This is a genomic window from Candidatus Aciduliprofundum sp. HYA1, from assembly GCF_056175085.1.
The window spans coordinates 478,621-496,293 of sequence record NZ_CM149694.1 but is presented as its reverse complement, the minus strand read 5'-3'; the positions used below and the strand labels follow the sequence as shown (position 1 = coordinate 496,293).

Sequence of the window (17,673 nt, the reverse complement as noted above, 5' to 3'; positions counted from 1 at the left end):
GAGATTCGGTGATAAATATGAGGATAAGCACCGTTGAGCAGATGCGAAATCTTGATAAAAGGGCTATTGAAAAATACGGCATTGAGGACAAATTGCTCATGGAGAACGCAGCCCATGCCCTCTACTTCATCATTCTCTCCCATTTCGGAAATCTGAATGGAAAAAAATTCGTGGCCTTTGCCGGCCCCGGCAACAACGGCGGAGATGCCATAACCCTATCGCGAAAGCTTTTTTCCAACGGCGCAGATGTGAAAATATATCTCATGAGCAACCCTGAAAAGTACAGGGGCTCTGCGAGAATAAACTACGAAATCGCGGAGAGAATAGGCATATCAATTGAGAGGTTTGAGGGAGATAACGCCATGGTTCGCCTGGAAGTTGAGAATGCGGATGCTGTCATAGACGGAATTCTTGGAACAGGCATATCCCGCAATGTGGAAGGAAGGTATGCAGAGGCAATAAGGATCATAAATGAATCCGCGAAACTCGTTTTCTCCGTAGATATCCCTTCGGGGATAAGCGGTAATACGGGCAAAATAATGGGCACCGCAGTAAAGGCGGATTACACCGTCACCTTCGGATTGCCAAAAATAGGGAATGTTCTTTATCCCGGCTACGAGCACTGCGGAAAGCTGTATGTCTCTCACATCTCCTTTCCCCCTGAGAACTACGATGACGAGGAGATAAATATCCTCACCAACGATCCACTGCCACTGCCTCCCAGAAAGAGGGACGGACATAAGGGCACATTTGGAGATGCCCTGTTCGTAGCGGGAGCAAGAAAATATTACGGTGCCCCATATTTCTCGGCCCTCTCCTTCCTCAAGGCCGGGGGTGGATACGCCAGATTGGCCACCGCAAGATCGGTTGTTCCCTACATAGGTACACAGGGCAGGGAGATAGTTTTCCATCCCCTACCTGAGACGGAGGAGGGTAGCATAAGCTATACCGCCAAGGATGAGATATTGAAGATCGTGGAAAATGTGGATTTCGTTGTTCTGGGTCCAGGGACCTCGCTGAATGAGAGAACCCAGAATCTCATTAGAGATTTGATAAGGGAAATCCACAGGCCGATGCTCGTTGATGGAGATGGCCTCACTGCCTTGAGCAAAGATCTGGGCGTGCTTGAGGGTAAGGAGAATGTAGTGCTGACGCCCCACCCCGGAGAGATGGCACGTCTCACAGGACTCAGCGTGAGGGAGATTCTGGATAGGAGTGTTGATGTGGCCAGGGATTTTGCGATGAAGCATGCTGTTATTGTGGTTTTGAAGGGCGCACACACACGCATAGCAATGCCAGACGGAAGAGTTTATATCAACATGAGCGGAAACTCAGGGATGGCCACCGCGGGCAGCGGCGATGTTCTCACGGGCACCATAGCCGCGATGTTCGGTCTCGGTTTGGAATTTGAAGATGCTGTTCTTATGGGCGTGTTCATGCATGGCCTCGCCGGCGATATTGCAGCGGAAAGGAAGGGCGAGGATGGAATGACTGCGAGGGATATTATGGAAGCCTTGCCTGAGGCGATGCGCCGCATAAGGGAGAATTTCAAAGAAATCAGAAGGAAGTATGAGATTGAGATTGTTTAGTTCATGAAATTGAGATCAAGAGTACTAAATAACACCCAACGATTTGAGGGTTCTGTAGTACCATAGATGATAATACGCCGATGTGTCGGCGGCAAGAGGATAGTACCACTTAAGTGTATCTTCAAGGTACCGTTTTCTCTTTCCCCAAGAGGCGTGTTGGAGGCAAAAAACGTTGTTAAGACGATCCGCAAGTTTCACAAGTTTGACCTCTTCAGGGCCATTTCTTATCTTTGCCATGTACTCCTCCATAATGTACGATTTCTCCCATGGTCTTTTCTTGGTGAGATGCTCAATCATCCTATAAACCCTATAACCAAACTCCTCCCTTATTATATCCTCATCCAAATTGGTATCTTCAAGTGAATCATGCAGCAGGGCAACTATTATTGTATCCTCCAGATTATGGGGTGAGAAATTAGGAGCGCGGTTCTCCGGAAATGCCTTTTTATATTCATCCAGCAGTTTTCCATTGAGAGCACGTATCCATAACATCATTGCAGCCACTGGGTAGATATGCTGCTCAAGATAGGGCGAGCCATCATCCCTCTTCTGATCCCAGTGCGCTTCCTTGGCAATCTCTATTGCCCTCTCCACTCTCTCATTCATGTACCCGCGGGATTCAAGCCAGATTCTGAGATCTTCCTCCTGAAAACATGGATCAATGAGCACCGTTTTTCTATCATCCTTACTCCCAAGCCCTGGATAGGTTCGATAGGTGCTAGGTAGCATTATTCCTGATTTTACCATCAGCCAGTGCCCCCCATGTAGCCAGTGCTCAAAAGAACCATCGCCAGGAATGGTTGGAGAGTTCATCCTTTTACACACCATCTTACCACGCCCCCATCCTATAGCGAAGGTAGAATCCACGGAAAGTAGAGAACCGCGTTCCATCCTGCAGTTTCAGATATATACGATCAAATTTGCCGCCCATAGCCAAACCCGGATCCATGGGATCCATCCAAGAAACCAACGAATCTTCATAAACCCGTACTATTGAGCCGTAAACTCCCCCGATGTTGCTTACCACAATGATTTCCTCCCAAGGGCGAGATTCCATAACATAGTCCCAAGCGTAGCTTTCGGCCTCCTTCCAGGTCTCCATCTCTGTTGTTTCAAAATCTATACCATTCTCCGATTTTCTGGCTATAAGAACAATCCACTTCTTTTCCTCCAAAAGCACATACTCGACTGGAAAGATAGCAATGCCATCAAGGATGGTCACCATAACATATTTCTTACCCTCCTTTTCAAGAAGCGCTGCCCTTATCCCGTAGATTATCTCGGGTATGGCCACAATATCGTATGAATCGTCCGGCAAAAATCTGGAGCCATCGTAAATCACATTTCCCTCAAAATCAATAACTCGCGGAACATAATCGTGCAGTTTTCCCTCCTCCCACACGGCCTCCTGAAACAGGAGTAGCGCGCTCCTCGCCTCAATCTTCGTTGGATATGCCCCCAATAAAAATTCACTTCCATCCTCACCTCTGACAACAAGCCTGTAATAATTTTTATGGCTCGGCAAATTTAAGGAATGTTTCATTCTCTCTTTGTCCTCCAGCCAGGGAAAGTGCCTGCTCATATTTTTCACCCCATTCATTTGTAGTTTTGATGGTATAAATATGTCCCGCAGAAGTATCGGAAAAACATTTTACCCCTTATCACCATATCCCCCCATGAAAGCCTGGATCGTGGAGGAGCAAAAGCCCATTGAAGAGGGGCCCTTAAAATTGAGAGATGTTCCCATTCCAGAACCGGGAGAGAAGGAAATAAGAGTTCGCGTGACGCACTGCGGGATTTGCCGCACTGATTTGCATATTGCCGAGGGTGACATTCCCCTGAGTAAAAGGCCAATAATTCCCGGGCACGAGATCGTGGGCGTGGTGGATAAACTCGGTTCGAGAACGAAAAGATTCAATGTGGGAGATCGCGTTGGCATTTCCTGGCTCAATTCCACCTGCGGTACCTGCAAGTACTGCATGCGAGGTGATGAGAATTACTGCCCAGATATAAAGCGCACGGGCTACGATGTTGATGGCGGATTCGCGGAGTATGTGCTTGTGCACGAGGATTATGCTTTTGACCTGCGCAACATTTCTCTCTCATCGGATGAGCTTGCACCCATAATGTGCCCTGGCATCACAGGACATTATGCATTCCGCATCTCGGAGATAAGGGAGGGTGAGCGCCTCGGAATGCTTGGATTCGGGCCCACCGCATATTACATTCTTCGTGTGGCAAAGAGCATGGGCATTGAGGTTTACATAAGCACCAGGAGCGAGGAGCATAAGAGAATCGCAAAAAAATACGGCGCCGATTGGGTTGGAAATATAGCAAATGAGAACTTCCCGCATAAGGTGGACGCATTCATATTCTTCCCCACTGCCGGGCATCTCGTTGAAAGAGCCCTAGAAAACACCTTACCTGCCGGCACGCTCGTGCTTGGAGCGGTGACAATGAGCCCGATAACCATTGGAAACTACACCCAAAATCTCTGGGGGAGGAAGATAAAGACCATCTATCAGGTTCGCCGTGATTACGGGAGAGAATTTCTGGAGATTGCAGATAAGCTCAAACTGGGAATTGAAAAGGAGATGGTGCGGTTTGAAGATGTGCCGGATGCCATGGTGAGGCTCAAAAAGGGCGAAATTAAGGGAATGGTGCAGGTGATTGAATTTTCACCCTGATTCCTTTGGATTATTTCTCAAAAACTTATTTTTGTGTTCCTCTCTAAACACAAATTTTATACCGTATCTCTTTTTGAACGGAAGTTTCAGAGTGCTGTAAAGTAGAACAAATCCGGGATGCTTGACCTCCTTTCCTGCAGGCCTCAGCGCCCCTGTGGGACATGCTTCCACACATATATTGCACCTTTTACAAAGTTCTGGATGCGCCATCACAGGTCTCCTTCTAACTTTGTAATTGAATCCAAATAGAGAGACCTTCATTTCCACAACATCCCATATCTTATCTCCAAACGGACAGGCTGTTATGCATTCCTCGCCACCACCACAAAGGGGATAGTATATTCTAAGAGGATTATCCCTTTGAAGTTCCGCAAAGTATTTCCAGTCCTTGACATCGTCCATCAATCAGGGAAGGGCGTTTGGAAAATAATAAATTTTTGTAGTTTTAAAAATGACATCAGTCCAAAATTGGTGAAATTTTCAGTAAATTTTTCTTGAATTTTACTCTATTTCCAAAAATTCTTTTTCATAGCTAATTACCTCCTCCCACGATTTTGCCCGGGCATAGAGTTCCAGGGGCTCCTTATTCACCACAAAGAAATTCGGGCCCCATTTGAAAATCCCCATAATTTTCCTTGCCTGCTCCTCAAAACCGAGAATGTACAGCGAGGCAGCAAGGGCTTCAGCGCTGCTCAGCTGGTAGGGATGCCCGAAGTTGGTGGGATTCACGGCCACGAGATAGGGCAAGCGGCGAAAATTTCCGCGCAGCCTGTAAAATGTTTCTCTGGCATTCTTCCAGGAGCAATCCACCGCTGTTATCCCCTGCCTCTCAGCGGTGCACTTATCTGCCGGGGATAAAACACGATGGGTGTAGGGTGAGAGAACTATGCTCCCTCTGGGTATGTGGGAAATCTGCGATGTGAGCTTCGCATATCCAAACCTTCCAAGTTTTTTAGCGGTGCATTTTTTGGGATCGTCCTGGTTCAGGTGCAAAACATAGAGGCGGATTTCATTCACAAAAAGAGAAAGGAAAGAGATATTAATTAATTTCTGGGATGCTTTACCTGGGCCTGTGCAGCCGCGAGCCTCGCTATGGGCACGCGATATGGAGAGCAGGACACATAATCCAAACCAGCCATGTGGAAGAACTCAATACTCTTGGGATCTCCACCGTGCTCTCCGCATATTCCCGCCTCAAGATCTGGATTTGTGCTCTTGCCCTTCTCAACACCCATTTTCACAAGCTGCCCTACACCATCCCAGTCAAGGCTCTTGAAGGGATCATCCTTCAGTATTCCCATCTCCACATATTTCTTCAGGAACTTGGCCTGGGCATCGTCACGGCTGTAGCCGAATGTCATCTGTGTCAGGTCATTTGTGCCAAAGGAGAAGAACTCCGCAACCTTGGCAATCTCATCGGCAGTTAGGGCTGCGCGCGGTATTTCTATCATCGTACCGAACATGTATTTGATCTCCTCACCGGCCTTTTCCATTTCCTCCCTGGCTACCTTCTCGAGATCCTCCTTTAAGATCTTGAGTTCATTGATGTGCCCGATGAGCGGTATCATTATCTCCGGATATATGTCCTTGCCCTCGCGCTTGACCTCTATGGCCGCCTGAATTATGGCACGAACCTGCATCTCGTAAATTTCCGGATATATTATACCCAGCCTGCAACCGCGGAATCCGAGCATTGGATTGAACTCGTGGAGCTCATTTACCACATTGAGCACCCTCTTCTTCTCATTTATCTGGGACAGGATCAGGTCCATCTCCTTCAAACTGGTTGCCTCTTTCAGTTTCATCTTGAGTTCGTTTATCTCCTCGGTGAGCTCCTCTCTGCTGGGCAGGAACTCGTGCAATGGGGGATCAAGGAGTCGAATTATCACGGGGAATCCCTCCATTGTGCGGAAGAACTCAATGAAGTCGCTGCGCTGCATAACCAGCAGTTTTTCAAGGGCTTTCACACGCTCTTCCTTGCTCTGGGCCATTATCATCTCCTGCATTATGGGCAGGCGCTCCTCACCAAAGAACATGTGCTCCGTTCTCGCCAGTCCAATTCCCTCTGCTCCAAATTCTCTGGCCTTCCTTGCCTGCTCAGGAGTATCCGCATTGGCACGCACACCAAGAACCCGAATCTCGTCGGCCCACTCAAGGATCCTCTCAAGATTTCCACTTATTGATGGAGGGATGAGGGGTACCTCTCCAAGATAAACCTCGCCAGTTGTTCCATCAATCGTTATCATATCGCCGTGATTTATCCTGTGTCCCCTGGCCACAAAGTACCCCTCACGCATATTGATGCTGAGTTCCTCACAACCCACCACTGCAGGCTTGCCCATGGCCCTCGCAACCACCGCAGCATGGGAGGTCATACCGCCACGGGCCGTGAGAATACCCTGGGCTGCATTCATACCGTGTATGTCATCAGGAGTGGTTTCCGGGCGCACCAGCAAAACTCTCTCACCCTTCTCTGCCAGTTCCACCGCCTCATCTGGATCGAAAACAACCTTGCCCACCGCTGCTCCAGGACTTGCAGCAAGACCCTTGGCTATGAGTTCCTTCTTCGCCTTGGGATCTATCTGAGGATGCAGAAGTGTATCCACATTATCAGGAGTGACACGCATTATTGCCTCTTCCTTGGTTATCAATCCCTCATCAACCATTTCCACAGCTATACGCACAGCCGCCGCTGCAGTTCTCTTTCCATTGCGGGTCTGCAGTAGATAAAGTTTGCCCTTCTCAATGGTGAACTCAATATCCTGCATATCCTTGTAGTGCTTCTCAAGAAGTTCGGCAACGCGCAGAAGTTCCTTGTAAACCTTGGGCATGGATTCCTCAAGGGTGGGTAAATCGCGATTTGCATCCTGCTTGCTGTACTCGTTTATTGCGTGGGGCGTGCGAATTCCAGCGACAACATCCTCCCCCTGAGCGTTTGGCAGGAACTCACCATAAAGATGCTTCTCTCCCGTACGAGGGTCACGGGTGAATGCAACCCCTGTGCCGGAATCATCACCCATATTACCGAAAACCATCATAACCACGTTAACTGCGGTGCCCATATCATCTGGAATCTTGTTTATCTTCCTGTAAACTATGGCACGCTCATTGTTCCAGGAGTCAAACACTGCCTTTATGGCCATTTTCAACTGCTCGTAGGGATCCTGGGGAAACTCGTAGCCATGCCTCTTGTAAACCCTCTTGTAGGCCTCAACCAGTTCCTTCAGGGCATCCACAGTAAGGTCCACATCCTGCTTTGCCCCGTACTTCTCCTTTATCCTCTCAAGTTCCTCCTCAAACTCGTTGTGCTCTATTCCGAGAACCACATTACCGAACATCTGTATGAGTCTTCTATAGGCATCCCAAGCAAACCTGGGATTTGAGGTCTGCTTGGCAAGACCCTCAACGCTCTTCTCAGTGAGTCCAAGGTTGAGAATGGTATCCATCATTCCTGGCATGCTTATGGGTGCCCCTGAGCGGACGGATACCAGAAGGGGATTATCCTCGCTTCCAAATTTTTTGCCCGTGTGCTCTTCAAGTTTCTTTGTGGCCTCAAGAACATCCTCCCAGAGCCCCTTTGGAAATCCCTTTTCCTCAAAATACTTCATGCAGGTTTCTGTGGTTATTGTGTAACCCGGTGGAACGGGCAATCCGATGCGAGTCATCTCTGCAAGCCCTGCTCCCTTGCCCCCGAGCAGTTTCTTCTTCTCTGCCATGGTGGGCGCCACTTCGTTTAACTTCTCTATGTCCTCCTTCAGGAAATACGCGTATATGTACTTCATTTCAATCACCTTTGTGTGTGGGAAATATAAAACCCTATAAATACCTTCTCAATAAAAAACTATAAGTAAAAGCAGCAAAATTGAAGCCCGTGGATGAAACAATGAAAAAACTCAGAATGAAACGCAGAAAAAGGGCCAGAAGATTCTTGTTTTCCTTTATTTTGATTTCACTTCTCCTGATGCTCGTATCACCATGGCTCTCCATGATCTTCGCACTTCTTCTGGCAGGTGCCGCGGCCTATGGGTTGAGCCCAACAATGGACCTTTACAGAGGCTTCAAGTCCGCCGCCACGCTGAGCGTGATATCAAAGAATGCAGCCATGGATGTTTACAAAAATGAGACAAATGAGGTAGAGGGTAGAAAATCACAGTATGCGGATCTCGTGATAGTTATATTCATTGCAATCTCAATTTTCATCGCTTCCATATTTCTTCTTGCCTCGGGATGGGGAGGGTTAATTCTTGGCCTCTGATTTCAAAAATTTTATATGCACAATTAAGATATGAGGGTATGAAAGAAGAGATAAAGATCCTGCTAAGTTTTTTGACCACGTCCCCTCCAGATGTATTGATAACCCCATGCGATTTAATGAATGAAGAGTGGGTCGAGGAAATAAAGGCAAAGAGCATAAAATGCACATCCACCAAGTGCGAGGAGGAGGATAAAAACTGCATAACCATGCACCCAACAGGAATGTACCTGCCCATGAAAAGATTTGACATTTGGATCATAGACCTCGAGAGTTTTCCCTACACTCCAGGATATGCCTTTTACCTTGGGAACAGTGCAATGAAACGGTTTGGAATAATCACCCTGACCTCTCTGCCCGATGATTCAATGGACTCTGTTGCCCTGAGTTATGGATTTCAGATTCTGCACCATGGCTCTTGGCACTACTACCTTAAATCCTCGTGATTCCATTAGAAATTTATAAATAATTTCAAACAATATACTTTTTGGGGTGAAGTATTTGAAAAAATGGGGCTTGATGTTGATTATGACCATTGTTATGATGGTCTTGGTGGGAGCAAGTGGTATAGCGAGTGCTGCAACAATAAGTTTTGAAGCCAGCGATCCCGTGGATACGACAAACCCGGATTTTGACATTGTTGCTTTTGGAGCCACGCCCAATGGAAACTACGTGGATTTCTGGATTCAGGTTAGGGGCAATATCGACACACAACCGGGAAATGGATATATGAACGCCTACGTGATAGAAATAAACGGCAACACTGATTATGAGATTGCATCAATCTGGTCCAACTTCAACGGAAACATCCAGTATCTTGGCTGGTTCAAGGTTGGAGAGAACACCAATCCCCTGCCAACAAGTGACATAAAAATTTCTGGAAACAAGATAACTTATCACATAGATGCTCAGATGCTCTCGGGCATAGGTGATGAATACAGCGTTACCGTACAAACTGTGCATGCACAGGGAAACAATCCTTCGATGCTCAACACCTATGCAGATGAGGCCGAATATTATTACAATGCCCAGAGTGGAGGATCCGGGGGAGAGAACAACGGGGGCAATGGTGGTGAAGGAAGCGGAGATATGGATATGCTCTATGGCATGGGAATCCTTGCAATCTACCTAGCGTGTATTTTTGTGTGGATCATAATCTGGATCATCGTGGCCTGGTGGGCATACAAGGATGCCAAGAGCAGGTGTATGGACAGTCCTATAATATGGTTCCTGGTTGTGCTTCTTCTGGGGCTAATTGGATTGATCATATACCTAATCATAAGGAAGGATCAGTGCCAGAAGGATCTTGGGACCATACCACCACCGCCCACATAACCCTTTCAACATTTTTTTATTTCCAAAGAAAAATTGCAGGAGCGGGCAGAATGGGTGAGATAACCCATTGAAATCACATCAACATCACACCTTGCATATTCTTCCACATTCTCGGGGGTTATGCCACCAGATACCTCAATTATAACCCCATATGCCCTCAGTTTTTTTGCAATGCGACAGATCTCATCGGGAGTCATGTTATCAAGCATTATTACATCCACGCCCATCTCAGCGGCCCTTATTGCGGAACGCTCATCTTCCACCTCAACCTCTATCTTCTTTGTAAAACCCACACTTTTGGCACGCTGGATGCTCTCCTCAAAACCAACAAGGGCTATGTGATTATCCTTTATCATAACCATGTCCCCGAGGTTCCAGCGATGCGGGTCTCCTCCCCCAATCTCCACAGCCACCTTATCCAGATAACCCCACAGGGTTTTACGGGTCGCTGCGATTCTCACATTCTTGTTTACTTTTTTCACTCTTTCCACAACACGCCGCGTTTCAGTTGCAATGCCGCTCATCCTGCCAAGGATATTCAGCAGCGTTCTTTCCACCATCAGAATATCCCGCGCATTCCCCCTTACTCTCATCACCACGGTGCCCCTATTAACCTCAGCACCATCATTCAGAGACTCAACATCCAGGCCAAGGTTTTTCAAATTTTTTTTAAGATACTTCACACCGGCCAGAAGACAATCTTCCCTCGCTATAACTTGTCCCTCAGCCATCAAATCCTCTGGGATTACCGTGGAGGAGGTCACATCACCGAAAATCGTATCCTCCTGATACATCTTCCAGAACATCACGAAACCTCCAGCATGCGCTCAATGGCCCTTCTCGCCCTCTCGGCTATTTTATCATCAACCTTCACCACGTACTTTTTATCACGTAAACTCTCATAAATCTTTCGCACAGTGATCTGCTTCATTCCGAGACATATGGCATTTTCCCACGCAGGCACGAATTCTTTATCGGGAAAGAGTGTGCGAAGACGCTCCACCATATCACGCTCGGTGGCCACCACAAATCTCTTGGCATCACTTTTTGCCACAAATTTGACCATCCCCCCGGTGCTCGCAATGACATCTGCCTCCTTCTGCAGGTCTGGCGGGCACTCGGGATGTACCATGAGCACACCATCGCGCCTCACAACCTCTGGTGTGAGATTGGTATGCACATAGCAGTGTCCGTTGGTAGGCAAAGGTATGATCCTCTTATCCGTTCTCTCAGACACATAATGGGCAAGATTGGCATCCGGTCCAAAAAGAATGGTATCTACATCAAGGGAATTCACAACCTTAACGGCATTGGCGGATGTGCAGGTTATATCGGCAAGGGCCTTGCATTCTGCGGTGGAGTTCACGTACAGCACAACCCTTGCCCCGGGGTATTTTCTCTTCGCTTCCAAGATGATCTCCGGGGTGAGATACCTGGCCATCTCACAACTGGCTGTTTTTGACGGGATTAACACCACCTTGCCAGGGTTGAGAATTGCCGCAGTCTCGGCCATGAAATCCACCCCTGCAAACACTATGTAATCAGCGTCAATGCTTGTGGCCTTTCTCGCAAGTTCGAGGGAATCGCCCAGAAAATCGGCAATTCTCTGTACCTCACCTCTCTGATAATTGTGGGCCAGAATTACCGCGTTCATCTCCTTTTTCAATTTTTTTATCTCATCCTCATAGTTCATTCTCACACCCCCACCCACACAGATGAATCAATAAGATCAAGCACCTCAAGAGGTGAAAGGGCTGCAAGATAACTGGTGCGCGGGTTGCTCTTACTTGGATTGTTGCTCACCCTTATTACCGCCTCTCCAAAATCGCCCTCCAGATGGATTTCGTGGGTGTTTCTCTTTGCGTTGGGATCGGCATAAACCTCCACCTCCACATCAATACCCGTGGCAATGCTGAGGAGCACGGTCACATTGGTGCTTTTTGGAAACTTTTCAATTGCCTCCTTGGCAGAGCCCTTGAATATCAGCGTTCTCTCCTTGCACTCAACCCCAAGGGTTTTTGAGTTCTTGGTACTCATTATTTTTGCCTTTCTTATACCGGCCCTGCGGGCGGACCTTATTATGTCAATGCCTCCTATTGCTCCAGCAGGGAGGTATATGTGCACACCCCTTTCTCTGGCCATTCTGAAGATTTTGGCACGGAAATTATCATCTGCAAGGCCTCCAACACTCATAATCAAAAGATCCTTTCCCGCCTCAATGATCCTCTCAGCATACTCCTTCACGGCGGATGGTGATGCGGCCTCAATGATGAGATCGGAGCGTGAGATGAGAGAATCAATATCCTTGCAGAGAAAACCGGGTAAATCCTTACATTTATTACCATCAATATCGTAAAGGGCCACCACATCATCTCGATGCTTTGCAATCTCGTGCGCAATTGCACCACAACCGATTATTCCTATTTTCATGTGAATCACCTTTGAACATGTGTTCAATGGTGCATGCCGATTTTCAATTTTAACCTTGCGATTAACCAAAAATTAAAATTTGTAAATCAATTATTGTCTATGCAGGAAAGAATTCTGAAAATTCTCAAAAGAGCGGGAAAGGACGGTGTACTGCAGGAAGAATTTACAGGCATATATGGAATAAGCAAGAGCACCGTGTCCACCGTGCTTTCAAAACTTGAAAAGGAAGGTGTCATTTTCAGAAAAAAAGTAGCGGGAAAATCCTACAGGGTCTGGTATGTGAATCACTCTCCCTACACCCCCAAGGGAACAATAAGAGTTGGCATACTCAAGGCAATCGAATACCCTGCAATATTTCTCACTGCAAAGGATTTGAAGGACCCGAAAATAATAATAAAGATTTACAAAAACGCGTTTGAACTCACAAAGGACCTTGCAGAGGGGTATCTGGAGGTAGGATGCTCGCCCCTTATCACCCAGAGTATGTTTGCCCTTGTTTACCGGAGCATAAAAATTAGAGCCGGATGCGGTTTTGGTGGTGGAGGTATTGTGAGAAGGGTTGAAAATCCAAGGATATTCGGAAGCACGGAACTATCCACAATGGAATACATGCTCAGAAAATACATTGGTGCACGGGAGGATGTGCAAATAAGGTACTTCAACTCCCCAGAGTCCATGCTGAGGGCCTTTGAAAAAAGAGAAATAGAGGCATTTGCCATATGGGAGCCATATCTCACACTCCTATCCGAAAAATACGAGACATCAAGATTTGACTCCATATTTGGAAAATATCCATGCTGCACCCTGGCCATAAACAACAGGGTGGAAAACAGCCCGTTAATTGAAAGATTTTTGAATCATTACAAAAAAGCAGTAGAGCATATTCCCGCAAGAAGGAATGAGGCCATATCCCTTGAGAGCAGGGCATTGAGAATGAGAAAAAAGGATGTTGAAAGGGCCTTTGATGGATACCTCTATCACTGGAAACTTGAAAAGGAGGATGCTAAAAGGGTTCTGGAGGATTTCGGAATAAAATTAACTGAGGAGAGTTCAAAGAGGATATTCAATCTGCTCTGAATCCCATCTTTGTTGCAACATAATCCAAATAATCCGGATAAAATCTTTCCTTCACTATTATCTCGTAGAATACCCGCCTTACACTGGGCATCCCCACAACGGTTTCCATAATTTCATCAACCTCCTCAATTGTGCGACCGTAAAAAACACCATAAACCATGGGGGGGTCTGCGAATGTGGATGTCCTCCAAAGGTTTTTTATTTTCCTTATGCGGCTCTCAAATAATACATCATCGGTCTCTATGAACAGGGAGAACCAGAATATTTCCTTGCTTGAGGGCCTATTCACAACGGGATAAACCTTGCATGCATCCATTTCCCTCAACCTTCTGCACCTCTTTGCCACAGTTTTTGAAGACACATTGACCTCCTTGGCCACTTCAGAGAATGGACGCCTGGCATCTCCCCTCAGTGCAAGAAGAATTTTCCAGTCCAGATCCGAGAGTTTTATGTCCTCCTCCTTTCTGTGCTTGTAAACTTCAATTCTGTAAGCACCGGTGAGATGCTTCAAATAATTGACCTTGTCCTTCAATTCGTAGTTATCGCTGTACCATATCTCCGCATAATACCTGCCCCCAAAACCCGCCACAACATGCATTGTTCCACTCAAATTCCCAAGAATTTCCATAACCTCATCACGCTTCTTTCTGGCCCTTATGGATATCACAGCGCTGTTCAGGATTTTGTCAGAATTGAGAAGAATTGAGAATCCATTCAATTCTCCCCTCTCCCTCATAGCCACAATTCTCTTGTACACTGCTCCATTCGAAATACCAATCTTCTTCGCAATGGAGTATATGGGCATCCTCCCATCTTCCCAAAGCAGTTTCAGAATCTTCACGTCGAGATCATCCATACTGGGTAAATGGCTCTCACCCTTATAAATTTTCCTATTTTGTTACTTTTTGTTTTAAAAATTTCCAATTAAAGGTATTTTTTCCAAAAATTTTCCATTTTCTAAACAATACTTCAAATATAAGGTGAATATATAGGAATTTAGAGACCCGAAAAGGGAGGTGATAAGGATGATAGAGATGATGCTTGCAATAGGAAAGAACAAGGCCGAGGAGATGCGAAGAAGGAAGTAATCACGCTGACCCCCTACCTTTTCTTTTTATTTTTGAAATACTCACAGAAATCCCTTACGGGGCACTCGTCGCATTTTGGTCCCACGGGTCTGCATATTGTGCGTCCAAACATCACGAGAAGTTCGTTTATATCCCTCCAGTATTTCCTGGGCAAAATTTTCATCAATTCCCTCTCCGTTTCTTCAGGGGTACGGGTACTCACCCAACCGAGACGATTTGATATTCGATGCACGTGAACATCAACTGCAATTACATCCTGATCAAAGCATCTTGAAAGCACTATGTTGGCTGTTTTCCTGCCCACCCCCGGAAGTTTAAGGAGTTCATCCAGAGTGCGAGGCACAACACCACCGTATTCCTCGTCTATGATCCTTGCAATCTCCTTTATTTTCCTGGCCTTCTGCTTGTAAAACCCGGCTGGATAGATCAAACGTGCTATATCATCCCCAGGAGCATTTTTTAAGGATTTTGCATCTGGATATTTATCAAACAATCTTTCAGCAACCGAATATGTGACCTCGTCCTTTGTTCTCTGAGAAATCACCGTGGCTATGAGAACCCTGAATGGTTCCCTGGATTTGTAGGGGTGGGGAGGCACCGTGGCCTTTAAAATTTCTACAACCTTTTCTATATTCTCGGGCATCATAACCTTAAAGGGCACTGCGTATAAAAATATTAGAACATCCACGAAAATTTTATAATTTTTATGGCCATGCCCCCTTGCAATGGATATTGTCACCTATGAGATTTTGTACACTGTTCTGAAAAAATTGCTTGGGGGGAAAATGGAAGAAGAGGATATTAAGGATTTGGCAGAGTACGTTGTGAATTTTTTTGGTTATGGGGACAGAATAATAGACAACATGCTAACTCCTGCGGACAGGGATGTGTTTTACTATCTTGAAGAACTCGAAATAGTAAAGCCCATGGAGGAGGAGATAACCATATCCAAGGGCAAACTATGGAGAATCCACTACTGGGTTTACAGAAAGGACAAAATAGAGGAGGTGCTGAAGAGCAAACCTCAGGAAAAGAAGGAAGAGTCTCCAGAAGAACTCTACAAAAGGCTTTTTGAGGAAATGGAATAAGTAGCAGCCCCGGGAGGATTCGAACCCCCGTCGCGGGATCTCTCCGAAGCCGCCTTTGATGATGAAGTACCTTTTCCAAAGGGGCTCCGCCAAAGTCCCGCATGCTTGACCGCTACACCACGGGGCTATGCTCCGCTCGCTCCGGGGCTAGTTCGCATCTTCCGATGCTCACCACACCACGGGGCTACGGTGCAATATTTTTCAGATATTTTAATTTTTATTTCTCCAGATCATCGCCCATGAAATTCAATATTATGTTGGCCCTCGCGAGCATCTCCTCCTCATACATATCGGGTCCATAATAATTCGAGAGAGCATTTAGAACCGCGGCAACAGCCCTTTCATCCCTGTCCTCCACATCCAGATTTGCATATTCCTTCTTTACCTCTTCCACGAATTTTCTCTCCAACTTAACCTCCGTTGGACTGTCCATAAAAATTCCCTTCTTCATCATATCCACTATGAGAGCCATGCTGAGGTGCTCCACATACTCTTCAAGCAATTTGCAGTATTCCTCGTCCATAAATTGTGAAGAGGAGGGATGTATAAAAATCTATGCCCTCATTTCAGGTACTCCGGCAGGTACTTTAACATATCCCTATAAATTGGAAATCCAACACTTGAGTACTCCAGGGCCTGATAGGCCATCTCCGCCTTATCAACCTCCCTTGCGAGTTCGGCCTCTGCAGATGTCCCGTAATTGAACTCTCTCCACAATTCATATATTTTCCTGCTCCCTATTTTATCCGCCAGGAATTTCACCGCCCTATCCTCCACCTCGCTCTTTTCCAGAAACTCCTCACCCTCCGGGGTGATATCACCTATAAGTGCCTCGCCAATATCGTGGATGAGAAGCATACCGGCAACCTTTCCGGCATCAAGGCCTCTTTCCAACGCGAGAAAATAACCCAAAAGTGCAGCACGATAGGAATGATCCGCAATGCTCTCGGGCTCGGATATTCCCCGAACAACCCATCCTGTACGCTTTATCCTCTTCAACCTACCTGCATAGTCAAGGAGAGTTTTGAAGTTCATGGGTAGAAATGAAACAAATATATTAAGACCATTCTGCAAATGTTTTGTAAATTCTCCTCGCATTCTCCATTATCCTGCACCATGTCTCCTCTCCGTACTCCTGCACTATCCACCTTGCCCTTTTCGGCACGGATTCTATGGGTAAAACCGCGTTCCTGCGCGATGGTTCGTCCATGAAATCCGTCTCAAGGAGGAATCTCGTGCCCTGCTTCAGTGCCTCTCTGACATTTTTGCGAGATGCCAGAACCGATGGAAATATACCCCGATTACGAGCATCAACCACTGGCGGGGAGTAGTGCTTTATCACCATGTCTTTTGAGATGCCGGCCCTCTCGGCAAGATCAGAAAGGTCTTTCCACGTTCTCTCCGTGGCACTCTCCGTGTGGAGAATCACAGGCACGCCTAAATTCTTCGCAATTTTCATTCCTTCCAGAATGACCTCGTTGCTCGCATTCCATATCTCCTCGCCCACGGGAAAATGCGGCCTGCCGATCTCTCCGATGGCATGGGCTTTTCCCTCCTGAATGTACTTCGCCGCCAGCTCAAGCCCAGAGATGAGGAAATCCTTTGCTTCTTCCACACCCTTACCTTTCTGAACGAGTTCAACCATATCTACAGGGTACGGACCAATTGTTATGAGAACCTTCACTTTTGTCTCTCTCTTTACCATTTCAGCCAGTTTAAGTGTATCCTCATAAATGCGCTTGTAATAATTTTCATCAAGGGGATAGGAATAATTGGGCACATTTGTCAGGTTTATGTGCGTTCCTCCGAGGTGCTCGAATCTCTTCACGGCGAGAGCATTCTCCCCGTGAAACTGAAGATGCATATGATTGTCAAATACTATCATTCCTGCACCTCAAACACAACTATTCCTTTTTCCAAAATTCTGAAACTTTGCTCCTCAATACCCAGGATTCCTTTTATCTTTTCAACCCTTTGGAGCATATACCTTTCAAAATCCTCCTTCCTATCCTCCCTGAATACCTTTAGGGCGGTGTTGTAGAGCGATATCTGAAGTTTGACCTCGAACCTTGTATTCTCGTCCAGATCATTGAGTTCAACATCCATACGCTTGGAAAGATTTAGATA

Annotated in this window: 21 protein-coding genes and 1 tRNA gene; 7 read left to right on the top strand and 15 right to left on the bottom strand. The window is 46.5% G+C overall.

Going from position 1 to position 17,673, the window contains the following annotated elements:
• Positions 1 to 17: 17 nt before the first annotated feature.
• Positions 18 to 1,589, top strand: coding sequence for an NAD(P)H-hydrate dehydratase (locus tag AC0S1O_RS02870; protein WP_475394256.1), 1,572 nt, complete (start codon positions 18 to 20; stop codon positions 1,587 to 1,589).
• 24 nt (positions 1,590 to 1,613) lie between these two features.
• On the opposite strand, the gene AC0S1O_RS02865 is transcribed toward AC0S1O_RS02870, so the two are convergent.
• Together AC0S1O_RS02865 and AC0S1O_RS02860 are read right to left on the bottom strand one after the other, a co-directional pair.
• Positions 1,614 to 2,417 (bottom strand): HD domain-containing protein, encoded by an 804-nt coding sequence (locus AC0S1O_RS02865; protein WP_475394255.1) that lies wholly within the window; start codon positions 2,415 to 2,417, stop codon positions 1,614 to 1,616.
• A 1-nt stretch (position 2,418) separates the two neighbouring features.
• Entirely contained in the window at positions 2,419 to 3,171 is a 753-nt protein-coding gene (locus tag AC0S1O_RS02860; RefSeq protein WP_475394254.1) for a hypothetical protein, read from the bottom strand.
• Between the two features lie 94 nt (positions 3,172 to 3,265).
• On the opposite strand from AC0S1O_RS02860, the gene AC0S1O_RS02855 reads away from it, so the two are divergent.
• Positions 3,266 to 4,276, top strand: coding sequence for an alcohol dehydrogenase catalytic domain-containing protein (locus tag AC0S1O_RS02855; RefSeq protein WP_475394253.1), 1,011 nt, complete (start codon positions 3,266 to 3,268; stop codon positions 4,274 to 4,276).
• On the opposite strand, the gene AC0S1O_RS02850 is transcribed toward AC0S1O_RS02855, so the two are convergent.
• The 3 genes from AC0S1O_RS02850 to ppdK all read right to left on the bottom strand — a co-directional run bounded on the left by AC0S1O_RS02850 (position 4,268) and on the right by ppdK (position 8,058).
• Positions 4,268 to 4,678 carry a 4Fe-4S dicluster domain-containing protein gene (locus AC0S1O_RS02850; RefSeq protein ID WP_475394252.1) on the bottom strand — a complete coding sequence of 137 codons (411 nt, stop codon included), beginning with the start codon at positions 4,676 to 4,678 and terminating at the stop codon, positions 4,268 to 4,270. The genes AC0S1O_RS02855 and AC0S1O_RS02850 overlap by 9 nt on opposite strands.
• 99 nt (positions 4,679 to 4,777) lie before the next feature.
• Complete coding sequence (locus AC0S1O_RS02845) at positions 4,778 to 5,293, bottom strand: DUF367 family protein (RefSeq protein WP_475394251.1); 516 nt, start codon at positions 5,291 to 5,293, stop codon at positions 4,778 to 4,780.
• Between the two features lie 26 nt (positions 5,294 to 5,319).
• Positions 5,320 to 8,058: a pyruvate, phosphate dikinase gene (gene ppdK, locus AC0S1O_RS02840; protein WP_475394250.1), complete on the bottom strand. Its 2,739-nt coding sequence runs from the start codon at positions 8,056 to 8,058 to the stop codon at positions 5,320 to 5,322.
• Between the two features lie 89 nt (positions 8,059 to 8,147).
• Here ppdK and AC0S1O_RS02835 point away from each other — a divergent pair, with 89 nt between their 5' ends.
• From AC0S1O_RS02835 to AC0S1O_RS02825, 3 genes are all read left to right on the top strand, one after another.
• Positions 8,148 to 8,531 carry a hypothetical protein gene (locus tag AC0S1O_RS02835; RefSeq protein WP_475394249.1) on the top strand — a complete coding sequence of 128 codons (384 nt, stop codon included), beginning with the start codon at positions 8,148 to 8,150 and terminating at the stop codon, positions 8,529 to 8,531.
• A 38-nt stretch (positions 8,532 to 8,569) separates the two neighbouring features.
• Complete coding sequence (locus AC0S1O_RS02830; protein ID WP_475394248.1) at positions 8,570 to 8,974, top strand: hypothetical protein; 405 nt, start codon at positions 8,570 to 8,572, stop codon at positions 8,972 to 8,974.
• Between the two features lie 82 nt (positions 8,975 to 9,056).
• Complete coding sequence (locus tag AC0S1O_RS02825) at positions 9,057 to 9,863, top strand: hypothetical protein (RefSeq protein WP_475394247.1); 807 nt, start codon at positions 9,057 to 9,059, stop codon at positions 9,861 to 9,863.
• A 5-nt stretch (positions 9,864 to 9,868) separates the two neighbouring features.
• Here AC0S1O_RS02825 and nadC read toward each other — a convergent pair whose 3' ends face one another.
• Genes nadC through nadX form a run of 3 tightly spaced genes read right to left on the bottom strand, consistent with a single transcriptional unit; the run spans position 9,869 to position 12,293 of the window.
• The gene (nadC, locus tag AC0S1O_RS02820) at positions 9,869 to 10,669 is read right to left on the bottom strand and encodes a carboxylating nicotinate-nucleotide diphosphorylase (RefSeq protein WP_475394246.1); all 801 of its coding nucleotides are present in this window, start codon (positions 10,667 to 10,669) and stop codon (positions 9,869 to 9,871) included.
• Positions 10,669 to 11,556 carry a quinolinate synthase NadA gene (gene nadA, locus AC0S1O_RS02815; protein ID WP_475394245.1) on the bottom strand — a complete coding sequence of 296 codons (888 nt, stop codon included), beginning with the start codon at positions 11,554 to 11,556 and terminating at the stop codon, positions 10,669 to 10,671. The genes nadC and nadA overlap by 1 nt, the downstream gene beginning before the upstream one ends.
• A gap of 2 nt (positions 11,557 to 11,558) precedes the next feature.
• Positions 11,559 to 12,293: an aspartate dehydrogenase gene (nadX, locus tag AC0S1O_RS02810; RefSeq protein WP_475394244.1), complete on the bottom strand. Its 735-nt coding sequence runs from the start codon at positions 12,291 to 12,293 to the stop codon at positions 11,559 to 11,561.
• 99 nt (positions 12,294 to 12,392) lie between these two features.
• Between nadX and AC0S1O_RS02805 the strand changes: the two genes are divergently transcribed.
• Positions 12,393 to 13,370 carry a transcriptional regulator gene (locus AC0S1O_RS02805; protein WP_475394243.1) on the top strand — a complete coding sequence of 326 codons (978 nt, stop codon included), beginning with the start codon at positions 12,393 to 12,395 and terminating at the stop codon, positions 13,368 to 13,370.
• On the opposite strand, the gene AC0S1O_RS02800 is transcribed toward AC0S1O_RS02805, so the two are convergent.
• Both AC0S1O_RS02800 and AC0S1O_RS02795 read right to left on the bottom strand, forming a co-directional pair.
• Positions 13,357 to 14,226 (bottom strand): Lrp/AsnC family transcriptional regulator, encoded by an 870-nt coding sequence (locus AC0S1O_RS02800; RefSeq protein ID WP_475394242.1) that lies wholly within the window; start codon positions 14,224 to 14,226, stop codon positions 13,357 to 13,359. The two genes, AC0S1O_RS02805 and AC0S1O_RS02800, sit on opposite strands and share 14 nt — an antisense overlap.
• 245 nt (positions 14,227 to 14,471) lie before the next feature.
• Positions 14,472 to 15,101 (bottom strand): endonuclease III domain-containing protein, encoded by a 630-nt coding sequence (locus AC0S1O_RS02795; protein WP_475394241.1) that lies wholly within the window; start codon positions 15,099 to 15,101, stop codon positions 14,472 to 14,474.
• Positions 15,102 to 15,183: 82 nt separating this feature from the next.
• Here AC0S1O_RS02795 and AC0S1O_RS02790 point away from each other — a divergent pair, with 82 nt between their 5' ends.
• Positions 15,184 to 15,546, top strand: coding sequence for a DUF6015 family protein (locus AC0S1O_RS02790; protein WP_475394240.1), 363 nt, complete (start codon positions 15,184 to 15,186; stop codon positions 15,544 to 15,546).
• A 4-nt stretch (positions 15,547 to 15,550) separates the two neighbouring features.
• Here AC0S1O_RS02790 and AC0S1O_RS02785 read toward each other — a convergent pair.
• From AC0S1O_RS02785 to AC0S1O_RS02765, 5 genes are all read right to left on the bottom strand, one after another.
• Positions 15,551 to 15,673 (bottom strand) — tRNA-Gln (locus AC0S1O_RS02785).
• A 90-nt stretch (positions 15,674 to 15,763) separates the two neighbouring features.
• The gene (locus AC0S1O_RS02780; protein WP_475394239.1) at positions 15,764 to 16,069 is read right to left on the bottom strand and encodes a hypothetical protein; all 306 of its coding nucleotides are present in this window, start codon (positions 16,067 to 16,069) and stop codon (positions 15,764 to 15,766) included.
• Positions 16,070 to 16,107: 38 nt separating this feature from the next.
• On the bottom strand, positions 16,108 to 16,581 hold the full coding sequence (locus tag AC0S1O_RS02775; RefSeq protein WP_475394238.1) for an HD domain-containing protein: 474 nt from the start codon (positions 16,579 to 16,581) through the stop codon (positions 16,108 to 16,110).
• Positions 16,582 to 16,603: 22 nt separating this feature from the next.
• Complete coding sequence (locus AC0S1O_RS02770; protein ID WP_475394237.1) at positions 16,604 to 17,431, bottom strand: TatD family hydrolase; 828 nt, start codon at positions 17,429 to 17,431, stop codon at positions 16,604 to 16,606.
• Positions 17,428 to 17,652 (bottom strand): hypothetical protein, encoded by a 225-nt coding sequence (locus AC0S1O_RS02765; RefSeq protein ID WP_475394236.1) that lies wholly within the window; start codon positions 17,650 to 17,652, stop codon positions 17,428 to 17,430. Before AC0S1O_RS02765 ends, AC0S1O_RS02770 begins: the two co-directional genes overlap by 4 nt.
• Positions 17,653 to 17,673: the final 21 nt, after the last annotated feature.

Coding starts and splice junctions, on each gene's coding strand:
- AC0S1O_RS02825 (WP_475394247.1), top strand. CDS start 9,057: ATGACCATTGTTATGATGGTCTTGGTGGGAGCAAGTGGTATAGCGAGT.
- AC0S1O_RS02765 (WP_475394236.1), bottom strand. CDS start 17,652: ATGGATGTTGAACTCAATGATCTGGACGAGAATACAAGGTTCGAGGTC.
- AC0S1O_RS02860 (WP_475394254.1), bottom strand. CDS start 3,171: ATGAGCAGGCACTTTCCCTGGCTGGAGGACAAAGAGAGAATGAAACAT.
- AC0S1O_RS02865 (WP_475394255.1), bottom strand. CDS start 2,417: ATGGTGTGTAAAAGGATGAACTCTCCAACCATTCCTGGCGATGGTTCT.
- nadA (WP_475394245.1), bottom strand. CDS start 11,556: ATGAACTATGAGGATGAGATAAAAAAATTGAAAAAGGAGATGAACGCG.
- AC0S1O_RS02855 (WP_475394253.1), top strand. CDS start 3,266: ATGAAAGCCTGGATCGTGGAGGAGCAAAAGCCCATTGAAGAGGGGCCC.
- AC0S1O_RS02795 (WP_475394241.1), bottom strand. CDS start 15,101: ATGCCCGAGAATATAGAAAAGGTTGTAGAAATTTTAAAGGCCACGGTG.
- AC0S1O_RS02800 (WP_475394242.1), bottom strand. CDS start 14,226: ATGGATGATCTCGACGTGAAGATTCTGAAACTGCTTTGGGAAGATGGG.
- AC0S1O_RS02780 (WP_475394239.1), bottom strand. CDS start 16,069: ATGGACGAGGAATACTGCAAATTGCTTGAAGAGTATGTGGAGCACCTC.
- ppdK (WP_475394250.1), bottom strand. CDS start 8,058: ATGAAGTACATATACGCGTATTTCCTGAAGGAGGACATAGAGAAGTTA.
- AC0S1O_RS02870 (WP_475394256.1), top strand. CDS start 18: ATGAGGATAAGCACCGTTGAGCAGATGCGAAATCTTGATAAAAGGGCT.
- AC0S1O_RS02805 (WP_475394243.1), top strand. CDS start 12,393: ATGCAGGAAAGAATTCTGAAAATTCTCAAAAGAGCGGGAAAGGACGGT.
- nadX (WP_475394244.1), bottom strand. CDS start 12,293: ATGAAAATAGGAATAATCGGTTGTGGTGCAATTGCGCACGAGATTGCA.
- AC0S1O_RS02830 (WP_475394248.1), top strand. CDS start 8,570: ATGAAAGAAGAGATAAAGATCCTGCTAAGTTTTTTGACCACGTCCCCT.
- AC0S1O_RS02850 (WP_475394252.1), bottom strand. CDS start 4,678: ATGGACGATGTCAAGGACTGGAAATACTTTGCGGAACTTCAAAGGGAT.
- AC0S1O_RS02790 (WP_475394240.1), top strand. CDS start 15,184: ATGGATATTGTCACCTATGAGATTTTGTACACTGTTCTGAAAAAATTG.
- nadC (WP_475394246.1), bottom strand. CDS start 10,669: ATGTTCTGGAAGATGTATCAGGAGGATACGATTTTCGGTGATGTGACC.
- AC0S1O_RS02775 (WP_475394238.1), bottom strand. CDS start 16,581: ATGAACTTCAAAACTCTCCTTGACTATGCAGGTAGGTTGAAGAGGATA.
- AC0S1O_RS02770 (WP_475394237.1), bottom strand. CDS start 17,431: ATGATAGTATTTGACAATCATATGCATCTTCAGTTTCACGGGGAGAAT.